This window comes from Dolomitihabitans soli, from assembly GCF_022213955.1.
GTDB lineage: Bacteria > Actinomycetota > Actinomycetes > Streptosporangiales > Streptosporangiaceae > Streptosporangium_A > Streptosporangium_A soli.
This window is the reverse complement of the sequence record NZ_JAKNTW010000003.1, coordinates 186,148-199,179: the sequence shown is the minus strand read 5'-3', so window position 1 is coordinate 199,179 and position 13,032 is coordinate 186,148. Positions and strand designations below refer to the sequence as shown.

At 68.9% G+C, this 13,032-nt stretch carries 14 protein-coding genes and 1 pseudogene; 7 read left to right on the top strand and 8 right to left on the bottom strand.

All coding sequences use genetic code 11. From position 1 onward, the window contains the following. On the bottom strand, positions 1 to 573 hold the full coding sequence (gene vanY-N / locus MBA17_RS08990) for a D,D-peptidase/D,D-carboxypeptidase VanY-N (protein WP_238495835.1): 573 nt from the start codon (positions 571 to 573) through the stop codon (positions 1 to 3). A gap of 192 nt (positions 574 to 765) precedes the next feature. Here vanY-N and MBA17_RS08985 point away from each other — a divergent pair, with 192 nt between their 5' ends. The 3 genes from MBA17_RS08985 to MBA17_RS08975 are packed head-to-tail and all read left to right on the top strand — an operon-like array spanning position 766 to position 3,433. Further along, the gene (locus MBA17_RS08985) at positions 766 to 1,440 is read left to right on the top strand and encodes a response regulator (RefSeq protein WP_238495834.1); all 675 of its coding nucleotides are present in this window, start codon (positions 766 to 768) and stop codon (positions 1,438 to 1,440) included. Positions 1,441 to 1,448: 8 nt separating this feature from the next. Next, the gene (locus MBA17_RS08980; protein ID WP_238495833.1) at positions 1,449 to 2,951 is read left to right on the top strand and encodes an ATP-binding protein; all 1,503 of its coding nucleotides are present in this window, start codon (positions 1,449 to 1,451) and stop codon (positions 2,949 to 2,951) included. Further along, the gene (locus MBA17_RS08975) at positions 2,948 to 3,433 is read left to right on the top strand and encodes a hypothetical protein (RefSeq protein WP_238495832.1); all 486 of its coding nucleotides are present in this window, start codon (positions 2,948 to 2,950) and stop codon (positions 3,431 to 3,433) included. Before MBA17_RS08980 ends, MBA17_RS08975 begins: the two co-directional genes overlap by 4 nt. A 206-nt stretch (positions 3,434 to 3,639) precedes the next feature. Here MBA17_RS08975 and MBA17_RS08970 read toward each other — a convergent pair whose 3' ends face one another. Further along, positions 3,640 to 4,518 carry an ATP-grasp domain-containing protein gene (locus tag MBA17_RS08970; RefSeq protein WP_238495831.1) on the bottom strand — a complete coding sequence of 293 codons (879 nt, stop codon included), beginning with the start codon at positions 4,516 to 4,518 and terminating at the stop codon, positions 3,640 to 3,642. Between the two features lie 100 nt (positions 4,519 to 4,618). Further along, positions 4,619 to 5,383 (bottom strand): SDR family NAD(P)-dependent oxidoreductase, encoded by a 765-nt coding sequence (locus MBA17_RS08965; protein ID WP_238495830.1) that lies wholly within the window; start codon positions 5,381 to 5,383, stop codon positions 4,619 to 4,621. 55 nt (positions 5,384 to 5,438) lie between these two features. Between MBA17_RS08965 and MBA17_RS08960 the strand changes: the two genes are divergently transcribed. From MBA17_RS08960 to MBA17_RS08950, 3 genes are all read left to right on the top strand, one after another. Continuing rightward, the gene (locus MBA17_RS08960) at positions 5,439 to 5,792 is read left to right on the top strand and encodes an ArsR/SmtB family transcription factor (RefSeq protein WP_238495829.1); all 354 of its coding nucleotides are present in this window, start codon (positions 5,439 to 5,441) and stop codon (positions 5,790 to 5,792) included. 286 nt (positions 5,793 to 6,078) lie between these two features. Further along, complete coding sequence (locus tag MBA17_RS08955) at positions 6,079 to 6,471, top strand: VOC family protein (protein ID WP_238495828.1); 393 nt, start codon at positions 6,079 to 6,081, stop codon at positions 6,469 to 6,471. After that, positions 6,468 to 7,343 (top strand): sigma-70 family RNA polymerase sigma factor, encoded by an 876-nt coding sequence (locus MBA17_RS08950; protein ID WP_238495827.1) that lies wholly within the window; start codon positions 6,468 to 6,470, stop codon positions 7,341 to 7,343. Before MBA17_RS08955 ends, MBA17_RS08950 begins: the two co-directional genes overlap by 4 nt. A gap of 148 nt (positions 7,344 to 7,491) precedes the next feature. On the opposite strand, the gene MBA17_RS08945 is transcribed toward MBA17_RS08950, so the two are convergent. The 5 genes and pseudogenes from MBA17_RS08945 to MBA17_RS08925 form a co-directional block, all read right to left on the bottom strand. Further along, positions 7,492 to 7,815, bottom strand: a complete 324-nt coding sequence (locus MBA17_RS08945) for a MerR family transcriptional regulator (protein WP_238495826.1) — start codon at positions 7,813 to 7,815, stop codon at positions 7,492 to 7,494. 162 nt (positions 7,816 to 7,977) lie between these two features. Further along, positions 7,978 to 9,120 carry a coiled-coil domain-containing protein gene (locus MBA17_RS08940; protein WP_238495825.1) on the bottom strand — a complete coding sequence of 381 codons (1,143 nt, stop codon included), beginning with the start codon at positions 9,118 to 9,120 and terminating at the stop codon, positions 7,978 to 7,980. 996 nt (positions 9,121 to 10,116) lie between these two features. Next, complete coding sequence (locus MBA17_RS08935; protein WP_238495824.1) at positions 10,117 to 10,464, bottom strand: site-specific integrase; 348 nt, start codon at positions 10,462 to 10,464, stop codon at positions 10,117 to 10,119. A gap of 1,235 nt (positions 10,465 to 11,699) precedes the next feature. After that, positions 11,700 to 12,101, bottom strand: coding sequence for a hypothetical protein (locus tag MBA17_RS08930; protein WP_238495823.1), 402 nt, complete (start codon positions 12,099 to 12,101; stop codon positions 11,700 to 11,702). A gap of 324 nt (positions 12,102 to 12,425) precedes the next feature. Continuing rightward, a pseudogene (locus tag MBA17_RS08925) lies at positions 12,426 to 12,575 on the bottom strand (AraC family transcriptional regulator); the annotation flags it as partial. Positions 12,576 to 12,790: 215 nt separating this feature from the next. Here MBA17_RS08925 and MBA17_RS08920 point away from each other — a divergent pair. After that, positions 12,791 to 12,955, top strand: a complete 165-nt coding sequence (locus MBA17_RS08920; protein WP_238495822.1) for a hypothetical protein — start codon at positions 12,791 to 12,793, stop codon at positions 12,953 to 12,955. Positions 12,956 to 13,032 lie beyond the last annotated feature (77 nt).

Below are 13,032 nucleotides of genomic sequence, written 5' to 3'. Positions count from 1 at the left end.
TTATGACTGGTCCCTGTGCTCGCTTACGTAGCCCACGCCGGGGTGGGGTCGTCGTCGTGGTGGCGTGCCGCCGCTGTCCGGGCGGTGCTCGAAGTGCCACCACTCGTTGTCGTAGATGCGGTAGAGGTCGTAGCGGGCGCCGTGTTCCTCGAGCCAGCGCGCGCCTTCGTGGGGGCGCACGTCCAGCGCGATGCCCTTGACGTGGTTGGATTCCGCCGGTGGTAGCACCAGCATGCGTGCCATGGCCGGGGAGCCGGAGCGGTGCACCTCCTCGTCGAACATCCGTTGCTGGACAAGGGGATCGCGGTATCCCGAGGTGAGGCCGATGAGCTGGCCGTGACGCCAGAGCGCCTCGGTGCGCGCCGCGGTGAACGCCGCCATGGCGCCGTCGGTGAGGCCGGTGAGGTCCTCGGCGGGGAATCGCATCCGTAACGCCCAGCGGCAGGCCAGTTCGCGAGCGCGGCCGGGATGGCGAACGATGGCCGCGGGCAGCAGGAGCAGGGCGAGCACCAGCGTGACCGCGGCGTACAGCCGGTCTCGGGGCCGAGATGGGATGGTGCGTGGTTCGTTCATGACGAACTACGATTGGCGCCGGATGTGCGCGCGTTGTCCGCCGCATGTCACCGTTTGTCGACGGCGGCCACCGTCGGCGCGGCCGTGACACAACCATGACACGGCGCGGACGAGGCGGGGACACGACCGGTCGACAGTGGATGGGGTAGACCGGCGGGCGAGTTATGGAGCGTGCTGTTGATACTCGGCGGCGTGTCGCGAGTGTTGTTGATCGAGGATGACCCGGCCGTGCGGGAGGGCCTTGAGCTGGCCCTGACCCGGCATGGGCACCGGGTGCGCGCGGTGGAGTCCGGCGAGCAGGGGCTGGACCGGCTGCGTACGGACCTTCCCGACGTCGTCGTGCTCGATCTGATGTTGCCTGGCATGGACGGGTTCGAGGTCTGCCGCCGTATCCGGGCCGCCGGCGAGGTACCGATCATCATGCTGACCGCGCGCGGCGACGACATCGACGTGGTGGCCGGGTTGGAGGCGGGCGCCGACGACTACGTGGTCAAGCCGGTGCAGCCCAGGGTGCTCGAGGCGCGCATTCGCGCGGTGCTCCGGCGGATCGGCCGGGACCAGGCGGAGCTGGAGCGGCACGGGGACCTGACCATCGATCGGGCCGGGCTGGTGGTCGCCAAGCGCGGCGTGCCGGTCGGCCTCCCCCCGACCGAGCTGCGCCTGCTGCTCGAGCTCTCCGGCACGCCGGGCCGGGTGCACAGCCGCCAGCAGCTGCTGGAGTCGGTGTGGGAGCACGGGTACTTCGGCGACTCGCGTCTCGTGGACGCGTGCGTGCAGCGGTTGCGCGCGAAGATCGAGGACGACTCGGCGGCGCCCGTCTACGTGCAGACGGTGCGTGGGTTCGGGTACCGGTTCGGGCCGGTGTGAGCCGCCGGGTGACACCTCGGCCGAGCCCGGGGCTGCGTGCCCGGCTGTTGTTCGCGTTCGCACTGCTGTGTGTGGTCACCGCGGCGGCGGTGGCCGGCGGGAGCTATGTCCAGGCCCGCAACGCCATCTTGCAGCGGGCCCAGGATGCCGCGGTGCTGGCGATGACAAGCCGCCTGGAGGCGCTCTACCCGTTGCAAAGTGCGACACCGGACCAGACCCAGCTCGACGAGATCGCCGCCGCCGCGACCGACCAGGACTGCTGTGGGTTCGCCTTCTACCGCGAGATGCACTCGCCGGTCACCGGGCCGCCGGTCCCCGGGCCGCCAGGGCGCTGGGGGCCGGAGGGGAGGCCGCCGGTCGTGGATCTCGGGGCGATTTCACCGGAGTTGCGACGGGAGGTGGCCGGCGGCCGTACCGCGTGGCAACGTGTGGTGTTGCAGGACGGGCCCTGGCTGATCGTCGGCACGCCGTTGCTGATCGTCGAGCAGGGTCGGCCGACGCGGGTGTCCGGCATCGAGGTCTACGTCGCGCGCAGCCTGGCTGCCGAAAAGCGCAGCGTCGACGAGCTCGCCGCGCGCGCCTGGCTCACCGGCGGGGCAGCCCTGGCGTTCGCGGTCGTCCTGGCGTTGCTGGCCACCCGTGGCGTGCTGGGCCCGGTGCGCGAGCTCGGTCGGGCGGCACGCCTGCTGGGCGAGGGCGAGCTGCGGACCAGGATCGCGGTCCGCGGCTCCGATGAGCTGGCCGATGTGGCGCGTACGTTCAACAACACCGCCGCGGAGCTGGAACGGCATGTCGAGCAGCTGCGCGAGATGGAGGCCGACGCCCGCCGGTTCGTGGCCGATGTGTCCCACGAGCTGCGCACCCCGCTGGCCGCGCTCGCCGCGGTCGCCGACGTCCTGGAGGAGGAGGCGGCCGGCCTGCCCGAGCCCGCCGGCAGGGCCGCCAGTCTGGTCAGCCAGGAGACGCTCAACCTCACCGCTCTGGTGAACGACCTCATCGAGATCAGCAGGTTCGACTCCGGCGTCGCGGCCCTCACGCTGAACGAGGTCGACGTGGCCGAGCTGGTGCGCGCGACCTTGCGCGTTCGGGGCTGGTCGGAGTCGGTGGACGCCGAGCTTGCCCCCGGGGTGATGGCGCGGCTGGACCCGCGCCGAGTGGACGTCATCCTCGCGAACCTGGTCGGCAACGCCCTGCGGCACGGCGAGCCACCGGTGTCGGTACGGCTTTCCACCGACCCGCACTGGATCGCTCTCGAGGTCCGCGACCACGGACCGGGGCTGGACGAAGCGGTGCTGCCGCACGTGTTCGACCGGTTCTACAAGGCCAACGCGGCCAGGGCCAGGTCCGAGGGCAGCGGCCTCGGCCTCGCCATCGCACGGGAGAACGCGCGCCTGCACCGAGGCGACCTCACCGTAACCAACGCCCCGGACGGCGGCGCCACGTTTACGCTGCGCCTGCCACGCCGGGCACCCGATCCGGACGGGCAGATCAACACGGGAGGCCCCGAATGAGGACCGGGCTCGCCCGCCGCGTGCTCGCCGCGGGCCTCGTATCGCTCGTCGCCGTGGCCGGCTGCGGCGTGCGACCCAGCGACGTCATCCCCGTCGGCGACCCGCCCAGCGGACGCGTTGAATCAACCCCAACGATCACCTTCTACCTGGTCAAGAACGGCCGAGTCAGCGCGGTTACGCGGCCCGGCGGTCGACTGTTGCTAACGGACAGGCTCGCGCTGCTGGCAGACGGACCCACCGCAAGGGAACAGGCGGACGGATTCACCACCGACGTCCCGTTCGAAGCCGGCCCGTTCTCGGTGACCACCGAGCCGGACCACCCCCTGGTGGTGACCCTGTCCATTCCGGTCGGCGAACTGTCCGCACTGGCCGTCGAGCAGATCGTGTGCACCGCCGCCGCCGTCACCGGGCCGGAGAGCCCTGCTCAGGTCACCGTCGTCGGTGCAGGGCAGAGCGTCGGCCCCCGAAACTGCCCGGGGTAGCATCCTCTACTTCGGAGAGATCGCCTGGTCTTGGTCAGATTGAGTGGAGCGTGCGGCCGGCGGTGGGTGGCGACGATGACCGCGGCGGCGAGGTCGGGTACCCGCGCGCGGTGGCGACCGCACGCATGCGGCGACCGCGGCGATGCCACGTTCGCTCTCACCCAGGTTGGTCGCGTAGCCGCGGCGGCGTAGTTGCCGAATTGTTCTTATGAAGGGTCGAGCCCGCTTCCGTCTTGCCCGTGCCCGGCCGGAGTGTCGAGGAATCGGCGAAGGGACGCCTTCATGCTGGTGACGAAGGCGTCGCGGGTCTGGTCGGGGACGAGGTCCAGGGACAGGTAGGGGTTGAGGTCCTCCAGCTCGACCAGGAGGAGGGTGTCGTCCTGGGTACGGCAGGCGTCGACGCGCTGGATGCCGTGGTCGATGGTGTTCCAGTCGACGAAGCTCCGGGCGAAGTCGAGATCGGCCTCGGTGGGCTCGTACGGCTCCAGGGCCCACCGCTGGTCGGGACGGGGAGCGTACAGGGCGTACTGGAAGGTGTCGTCGACGTAGTAGAACGACACCTCGTGGCGGAAGTCGATGCGCGGCTGGACCAGGAGGTCGCCGTTGGAGGCGTGGGTGAGGTCGGTGAGCCGGTCACGAGTGACGAACTCCAGGCCGATGGAGTCGGCTCCGGCCTTGGGCTTGACCGCGTACTGGTCCGCCTCGGGCAGGAGGCCGAGGTCCTGGGGCCGGTCGACGGTGGGGATGACCGGGTGTCCGGCCGCGGTCAGATCCAGTAGGTACTGCTTGCCGGCCATGTCGCCGCGGCCGGTCAGGGGGTTGTAGACGCGGGTGCCGCGCTGGGCGGCCTGCTCGAGGAAGGCCTCGTACCGGTCCCGGTAGTACAGGACGGGGCCGCTGTTGCGTACCACGACCGCGTCGAAGGCATCCATCAGCGCGGCCGCGTCCAGCGGGTGGCACAGGGCGATGTCGAAGTCCTCCCGGAGCCGGGAGGACAGGAAGATGTCCTCGTCACAGTAGCGCCGCCCCCGAGCCTGGTAGGCGAGGTCGGTGACGAACAGGACTCTGGACCGGCCGGAAGACATGCTTCTCCTGACAATCGGGTCAGCCACAAACTACACATCCCGTGAAGCGTGGGGCGGTTCGGCTTGAAGGAGATCCGTCCGTTGGGGCCTGGGCGTCGCTTCAGGTGAGTTCCAGGCCGCCGTCGATGGTGAGGACCTGGCCGGTGATCCAGGTGGCGGCCGGATCGGCGAGGTGGACGATCCAGGCGGCCACCTCCTCGGGGGTGCCGCGGCGGCTCAGGGGGATGCGCGCGGTCTCGTCTTGCTTGATCTGCTCGACGACGGCGTCGGGCAGGCCGGCGGCGGTCAGGGCCTCGCTTTCGGTGGGGCCGGGGGCCAGGGCGTTGACGCGGATGCCGTCGGCGGCAAGCTCCAGCGCCCAGCTGCGGGTCAGCTGTTCCAGGGCGGCTTTGGAGGCGGCGTAGTGGGCGGCGCCGGGCAGGGGGCGGTGGCCGTAGGTGCTGGAGACGTTCACGATCGCGCCGCGGCCGGCGCGCAGGTGCGGCAGCGCGGCTTGGGCGAGCAGGGTGGGTGCGGTGACGTTGAGCGCGAAGAGGTCGGTGACGCGTTGGGCGTCGGTGTCGGCCAGCGGCATGGCGGCGGTGGCTCCGGCGTTGTTGACCAGGACGTCCAGGTGCCCCCAGCGGTCGGCCGCCGCGTCGATCACCACCTGCGGGGTGCCGTCGCCGGTGATGTCGGCCGGCAGGACGGCGATGCCGGGATGCTGGGCGGCGGTCTGGTGCAGGGCCTCGGCGCGCCTGCCCACGGCGAGCACGTGCGCTCCGGCATGGGCGAAGGCGAGCGCGGTGGCGCGGCCGATGCCGGATCCGGCTCCGGTCACGATCACGACCTGGTCTTGCAGTCGGCTGCTGGGCGGGGCGGTCATGGCACAACCCTCTCGTTCGATGTTCGTGAAACATCGAACAAGCTACCATGGGCAGATGAGACGGGCACATCACCCCAATATGGGCGAGATCGCGCTGACCGGGGTGATGGCCGCCCTCGGCGATCCGATCCGGGTCGGGCTGGTGCGGGTACTGGCCGACGGCCGTGAACGCGGCTGGGGCGAACTGCAGGCGCCGGTGGCCAAGTCCACCCTCAGCCACCATCTGCGGGTGCTGCGTGATGCCGGGCTGACCCGCACCCGCCAGGAGGGCACCCGCTGCTTCGTGATCCTGCGGCGGCAAGAGCTCCAGGCCCGCTTCCCCGGCCTGCTGCAGGCCGTGCTGGCCGCGGCCGAGGATGAGGACGTCGGCCATCAGGTGAGCGTGAAGGACGCCGCGCAACCCGCCTGACCATGCCAGTGGGTGATTCGGGGCGCCGAACTGCCCCGCCCCTCGACCGCCGGCACCGAAACCGGCCCGGCACGTGCGGATGCCGGCCGCCCTGTCCGGCATGGAACGCGAGTACATCCGCGACCGCCCCTCGAAGGCCACGAGTCCGCCCGCACCCGAGGCAAGAACATGCGCCCGGTAACCGCTCCGGCGGACCGGTCCTGTTACCTTCTCCCGTCGGCGCTCGTCATAGGTGCGACGACCGAATACGAACGGTCGTCGCACCAACGAGTGAATCGAGGACAGGATGCTGACCAACATCATGTACGTGACGATCTACGTCACCGATCAGGACCGCGCGCTGGAGTTCTACGCCGAGGGACTCGGCCTGGAAAAGCGGATCGACTTCTCGGGGCCCGACGGACGGTTCCTCACCGTCGGCGTTCCCGATAGCCCGGTGCAGATCCTCCTGTGGTCGCATGCGGAGGCCGCGGGACAGCCGGGCGACGTGGGCCAGCATGCCGCGCCCGGGCCGCTGATCCTCGAATCCGATGATTTGCGTAAGGATTTCGAGATCCTGCGCCAGCGCGGCGTCACCTTCGAAGAGTCCGAACCCGTGGACTATCCGTTCGGGGTCCGCATCGAGGCGGTGGACCCGGACGGCAACCGGGTCTCGCTCCGTCAGCAGCGCAAGCCGTGACCACCCATCCGTCCGGCCTCGTGACCGAGGCGTTCGAAGCCCAGCGCGATCGGCTGCGCGCCCTCGCGTACCGCGTGCTGGGCTCGCACGCCGACGCCGAGGACGTGGTCCAGGAAGCCTGGATGCGCCTCGTCCGCCAGGACGCGGCGACCATCGGCAACCTGGCGGGCTGGCTGACCACCGTGGTCGGCCGAATCAGCCTGGACCTCCTGAGATCCCGCCGAGCCCACCCCGAAACCGCCTACGGGCACGAGTATGCGGACCTCGTGGTGACGCCCGCCGACGACCCCGCGCCGGACGAGCAGGTGGCGCTGGCCGATTCGGTCGGCCTCGCCCTGCTCGTCGTGCTCGACTCGCTCACCCCGAGCGAGCGCCTGGCGTTCGTCCTGCACGACATGTTCGCGGTCCCGTTCCACGAAATCGGCCAGATCCTGGGCAAATCCGCCGACGCCACCAAGATGATCGCCAGCCGCGCCCGCCGCAAGGTCCAAGCAACGGACCGGCCGGCGGGCCCCGGCCGCGCGCACCGAGAGGTCGTCCAGGCATTCCGCGCCGCCGCCCTCAGCGGCGACTTCGAAGCGCTCCTGCGTGTCCTCGACCCGAATGTGAAGCTGACCGTCGACACCCCCGACGGCATGGTCGTCACCCTCGGCGCCACCGAGGTCGCCGCCGGCGCCCGCATGTTCTCCGGCGAGATAGCCCGCCAACGACCCGTGCTGGTCAACGGCATCCCCGGCCACATGTCCTGGCGCCCCGACGGAACCCCTCTCTCCGTCATCGCCTTCACCGTCACCGAAGGCCGGATCACCGGCATCCACATCGTCGTCGACCCGGCCAAACTCGCCTCGATCCATCTGCCCGCCCCGGCCTGAGCCGGTGTCGTCAGGGTCGGCCCGTGCATGTGCAAGTCGTCCCGGGCCGACCGAGTTCCTTAGCGGCGTGGCCGGTTCGGACAGCGCTGTCTTCGGCATGAGCGGTCAGTCACGCGGGTGGCCGGTTCGTCGCCGATGTCCAGCGTCCTCACCGGATGTCAGGACGCCTGGGACCGCACCTGCTTGCACCACACCCGTTGCGACCGCCAAACATGTTTTGCGAGAGGCTCTGAGAACGAAGATCAGCTCTCGCAGAACTGGTCATTTCTGCGGACCACACCTCGGCGATGGCCGGCAGGCCCATGCCGAGCCGGCGCATGAGCAGGATCCGCTGGAGCCGGGCGACCGCGGTGGGGTTGTAGTAGCGGTAGTGCTGCCGCGGTGAGAGTGGTGAGTATGTGGACGCTACGTCGCATGATGGGCTCCCTGTTCGAGACGAGGCGGAGTTCCGCCGTTGCGATATCCCGATCATGCACTCTCAGTAACAGCTAAACTACTGATCGTATCGGCGTGTCGGTGCAGCCGTACCCGGCAGAGCCTCTGTTGACGACCGGGCCGGGATGAGCCCTTCAGGCTCGGGCGGGCTGGGCTACCCCCACGACTTCGGGGACTGCCGAGGACGGCCAGCGGTGCGTCAACCACCCTCCCCGGCACGGATCTCTGCGGTGACCGCCCGCTCGCGAAGATCGGCTGCCTCCGCGCGCAACGCCGCCATCTCCGCGCGCAGGTCGCCGGCGCGAGCCCGCTCCAGCGCCAACTCCCCGATCAGCCGTTCCCGCTGGACGACGGCCGTGCGCAACTCCGACTCGGCCGCCGCGGCCTGCTCCTCGGCCCGCGCCGCCCGCTCCTGAGCCTGTACGGCCTGCGCCCTCGTCTCAGCGGCCTCGGCCATCGCGCTCGCACGAGCCTGGGCGGCCTCGGCCATCGCGGCGGCATGGGTCTGATCGGCGCGTTCGGCCCGCGCGATCGCCCGCTCCCGTTCGGCCCCGGCCGCCGCCGCGCTCGCCTGCGCCGCCGCTGCGGCCTGCTCGGCCTGCCGTGTCGCCTGCCGTGCCTCCTCCGCCGCGCTCTGCGCGCCGTCCCGCTCCTGACGAGCCGAACGTGCCTCTCCTTCCGCCTGTACGGCACGCGCCACAGCCGCCCGGGTCTCGTCGGCCGCCTGTTCCATCCGCTCCGCCAGTTCCCGCACCGCCGTGTCGCGGTTCCGTTCGGCCACCTCCGCCCGCCGTATCGCCTCCTTCTCGGCCTGGCGTGCCAGCCGTTCGGTGCTCGCGGCCTCACGTAGCGCCGCCAGCGCCTGCTCGCGGGCGGTCTCCGCGTCATTCAGCGCCGCGTCCCGCTCCGCCCCGGCCTCACGCATGCGCTCATGTGTCTCATCGCGCTCGCGCCGGGCGTGTTCGGCGGCCTCACGTGCGAGCCGTACCTGCTCGAACGCCTGTTCCCGCTCAGTGCGCGCGATGGCCACCCGCGTGTGCGCCTCCGCCTGTACGGCGCTGAGCCTGGCCTCCACCCCCGCGGGGCTCAGTTCCTCGGCCAGCACCTGCGCCAGCGGAGCGATCGCCGCGGCCAGCCCTTTCTCCATGCGCTCATAGAGCTCTTCGGTCCTGGCCAGCGAACCCTCCAGCCCTGGCGTCGCCCGCCGCAACTCCCGGTCCTTCTTCGCCGCCGCCTGGCATTCACCTTCGGGGCAGTAGACCCTGGGCCGTCCCCTCCCCCGCCGCTGCTCGATCTCCGTCCCGCAGTGCTTGCAGGGCCTCACCGTCGTCTCTGTCTGCACCCCCGAAGGGTAGCATTTTTGATTTTCCAGAAAATCAAATTCAAAAAATCTGATTCATTGCGCGCCACAACGAGGCGTGCAACTCACGAGAATGTCAATTCCCGCAAGTTACTGTCGGCCCGGAGTGCGTGCTTGGGGTGTGCGTGCGGATTGCCACCAAGTTGTCCTGGGCTTTTGCCACAAGGTGTCAGCGGGTGTGCCACGAGGTGCTCCGTCGTCTGACGGCTATTTACACAGGTCACAGCACGATCGCGAGCTGGAGTCACGGTATGCGTCCAGCCGGATCAGCGTCCTTTTGCGGGGGGCGTGCGGGGCGATGACCTCGGTGCTCTTCAACCTTCGACCCTGTATCCGTGCACGAATCCCCCGCCAATCCCACTGACAGGCCACGGCAATGTGCCGTGTGCTGACAACCCCGGTACGGAAGATGACCTGCTGTTTTGCCACAGCATGTCAGCAAGCAATGCCATGAGATGTCAGCGCTTCGAGTCGGTCTCAGGTCTGGCTTGCTCGTGGCGGCAAAGCCCCCGGGGAGCGCCTCTGCTTACGTGCTGCGATTGGTCATTTCGCTGACCTGCGGTTTGGTCACTGGTGTCCGACGTTGGTCACGGGATGTCCGGCCAGATCAGCGAGCGAGACCTACCTGAGGCTGGTCACTTAGTTGACCTGCGACTTTGCCACTGACCTTTCAGTGGATTACTCAGGCCCACGCCATGACAAAACAGTCGTTATGGGCGATTTCGCTCGCGGGTTCGCCTGCTCGTACCCATATGCCAGGCCCACCGTCACGCAGGGTCCTGATACACGCCCGCATGTCGCTCTGGGGGTACTCCCTTCGCCGGTTCGAGCCGTCTCGCTGACTGACATCTCGTGACTATTTCGACTGTAATCGTGTTGACCACTTGCAGTCCGACCAGCGTCTTCGTCACTAGGTTTCAGTGCTCTGGTCATCGAGATGTCAGTAGATCCCTTCCTCGACGGTTCGACCTTGAGGGTTCAAAGACCGACGTTGCGCATGGCGTTGTCGCGCCAGCGGTCGACGGCGCGGATGTAGCGGAGCACGACGGGTGAGGCGGGGGCCCAGCGGCCGTGTTTGGCGATGACCGCGACCGGGACGCCGGCCGCGTAGGCGACGGTGGCGCCGCCGGCACGCAGGCTGTGCGCGGTGACCGTGTCGGCGGAGGGCACGCCGGCGCGGACGGCCAGGTCGCGGACGATGACGTTGACTGCGTCGGCGCCGAGCGAGGGGCCGATGGTGCCGTGCCGGTCGACCCGCCGCAGTAGTCGTCCGGTGGCGTGTCCGGCCTGGTCGAGGGCGTGCAGCCAGTCACGGCAGGCGGCCACCGGGTCGGTCAGCGGATGGCTGCCGCGCGGGATGGCGATGGTTGTGACGCGCAGGCCCGTTGACAGCGGAAACGCAGACCTTCGGCAACGAACGACGCGGCCCTATGACAGTGAGAGCCATGCATATGGCGGTTGACCTGCCATTTTGAGCGCTGCGCGACAACACCCAGAGGCGCAGATCTATGACGGTGACGGCGTTCCGCTGGATTCGCCAAGGATTTTGGCAACATTTACGACGAACCCCGCGAGCGAAGCCGTAGACGGGACCCCAAGTCTCTGGTTGGCCTGCTTCGTCCCGGGGGTGCTGAGAACAGCGGATTCCGGTCGGCCTTTGGTCTGATCGCGTCTGGGAGGCGATGCGAGCGTTGATGGCTCCCCGCCCTGACCGGCAAGGCTGCGACCTGCGGTGCTCACCGGCGTACCCGTGAGGAGGTGATGAGCCGTGTGAGAGATCATCTGACCCTTGCCGACTGGAAGCATGGAACGCGTCGCAGGGCCCCGTATGGTCAAAGATCTGCGTCGCCCGCTGTCATAGGTCCGCGTCTGCCCTGTCATTGTTCCGCGTCGTCCGGACCGAGATGGTCTCCTTCATCCTCAAGCCAGGTCTTGGCTGCTAGCGTGGGTGGCATAAGCCCCGGGTTCGCCTCTGTCCCATGCGTCCCGGGGCACGGCTATGCCGCCTTCATGCTGTCGGCACGCCGTCGCCACCGCTATGGTGACCATGTGACCGAGCGTGTGGCGCCAGCGGGCGATAAGGACGAGCTCGTTCGGCGTGCTGACCTGGCCAGGTACGCCTGGCGGCACAGCCTTGGACGGGCGCGGACGAGTCCGGGGGGTTTCTGGCCGTGTCGGGGTTGTCGGAGCGCGAGCAGCAACTGCTGCGAGAGCGCTACCACTGCGACGACGACAAGGCCTGATGTGTGGCTGACCGCGCTGCGACCTGCGCATTTTCTGGCCGTCTCTCGCCGATTCACTGAGGTCTACCTCAGTTCCCGTTCCACTTCCTCGCGGTGAACTGAGACGACGCTCGGCTCGGCAGGCCGCTGACCCGTGGTGTCTCACAGACGCTTCATAGGCGCAGCGAGACTGTGCAGCGAGACTGTGCAGCGAAATTTGAGACCCTGCAACTCGTAGGGTCTCAGTCTTCGTGACATCTTGATCTTGTGTGACCTGCGGTTTCTCGAACTGTCTCATGCGCTTGGCGCAAGGTCAGTCTCACCGGCATGGCGGTTTCCTCAGCTGCGGGGACCGATGGTCAGGATTGGTCTGTCGACAGGGTGTGCGTCGAGGATGTAGCGAACGAACTCGCTCGTGGTTTCGCACGCTGTGGCGATCTGCTTGGCGCTCGGATAGCTGTCCTGGAGGAATGCCTGATGGACGGCGGTGATGTCGATAGCGTCGGGGTCTCGTCGGGGCAGAGCGGCAAGCTGGTCTGGGGAGAATCGGAAGGTAGGTTGCCAGGTCAGTGGCTCGTCGATGCCGTTGCTGTGGAGCAGTTCGGCGCCGGCCTTCTGGAGCAGCTTGGTCTCGGAGGGCAGCAGGCGCATGCGGAAGGTGCTGTAGGCGGTGCGGCTGCGGCAGTCGTTGGCGGCGATCTGGCTGGGAGCGATTTCGGCGGGACTGCCGGTCAGCCTCATAGAGCCATCGCTGTGCGTGGATGTGCGTCTGGGCGAAATCGCTTCGTCGGCGCGTTCGGAGCGATGACCAGTGGTGGAGAGTGATGAATTCTCCCTGGTTGGCGAACAGTGCGCGGCGCCGGGCATAGTCGATCAGCGATCCGTCTTGGTTGAGGTGCTCCGCCTCCGCACCCAGGCGGCGTGAGAGCCTCTCGCGCGCTCAGGCGGCCGGAGTGGGCCTGAGGGGGTTCCGAGCCTCGAGCTCCCGGCCCGTGGCCACGCCTTCCAGCATGGCCAGTCGCGTCACGAGTGTCCGATGAACTGGGCCTGACCGCCCTCGCGCTACGGCGCCGAGACGCACCGGCGTGCGGCGGCGGCCGCGACGGCCGCTCCGTGGTCGAGGCGAACCAGGTGAAGGCACAGGTCGATGCCCGCGGCCCCGCCGGCGGAGGTCAGGATGCGCCCGTTGTCGACGAACAGCACATTCGGATCGACTCCGTCAAGGGCCAGAACGGCAACACGATGGGGCATGGCCGGAATGGTACGACAGGTGTCCCTCCGGCCACTCACCGGTCGCCGCTGCAGCACGAACTCCGACACAATCTCCGCCCGCCCCCGGCGCGACCGATGACGAGGCCGGCCCGAAAGACCACCCATGCCTCATCCCACGGACCAACCCGCCAACTATGACGCGGCCAGCGAAAACAATCATGCGGAGAACGGGGCTAGCGCTCGCCGGCGTGTCCTTCATCGCCGGCGCCTCCGCGCAGAGCCCGACGCTGTTCAACGCGGCTAGCTACGCCATCCCGGGCGGCATCTTCTTCCTCATCTCGGCCCTCCGCCTCGGCCACGCCGCGCGGGCGGGCGACACCTGAGCCGTCAGCAACCGGTGGCGGCGTGAATCGAAGACGCCGGGCGGCAAGGGTCACGGATTCGCCCGGTGAATGTCCGG

Coding starts and splice junctions, on each gene's coding strand:
- vanY-N (WP_238495835.1), bottom strand. CDS start 573: ATGAACGAACCACGCACCATCCCATCTCGGCCCCGAGACCGGCTGTAC.
- MBA17_RS08975 (WP_238495832.1), top strand. CDS start 2,948: ATGAGGACCGGGCTCGCCCGCCGCGTGCTCGCCGCGGGCCTCGTATCG.
- MBA17_RS08970 (WP_238495831.1), bottom strand. CDS start 4,518: ATGTCTTCCGGCCGGTCCAGAGTCCTGTTCGTCACCGACCTCGCCTAC.
- MBA17_RS08965 (WP_238495830.1), bottom strand. CDS start 5,383: ATGACCGCCCCGCCCAGCAGCCGACTGCAAGACCAGGTCGTGATCGTG.
- MBA17_RS08960 (WP_238495829.1), top strand. CDS start 5,439: ATGAGACGGGCACATCACCCCAATATGGGCGAGATCGCGCTGACCGGG.
- MBA17_RS08955 (WP_238495828.1), top strand. CDS start 6,079: ATGCTGACCAACATCATGTACGTGACGATCTACGTCACCGATCAGGAC.
- MBA17_RS08945 (WP_238495826.1), bottom strand. CDS start 7,815: ATGATCGGGATATCGCAACGGCGGAACTCCGCCTCGTCTCGAACAGGG.
- MBA17_RS08930 (WP_238495823.1), bottom strand. CDS start 12,101: ATGAGGCTGACCGGCAGTCCCGCCGAAATCGCTCCCAGCCAGATCGCC.
- MBA17_RS08920 (WP_238495822.1), top strand. CDS start 12,791: ATGCGGAGAACGGGGCTAGCGCTCGCCGGCGTGTCCTTCATCGCCGGC.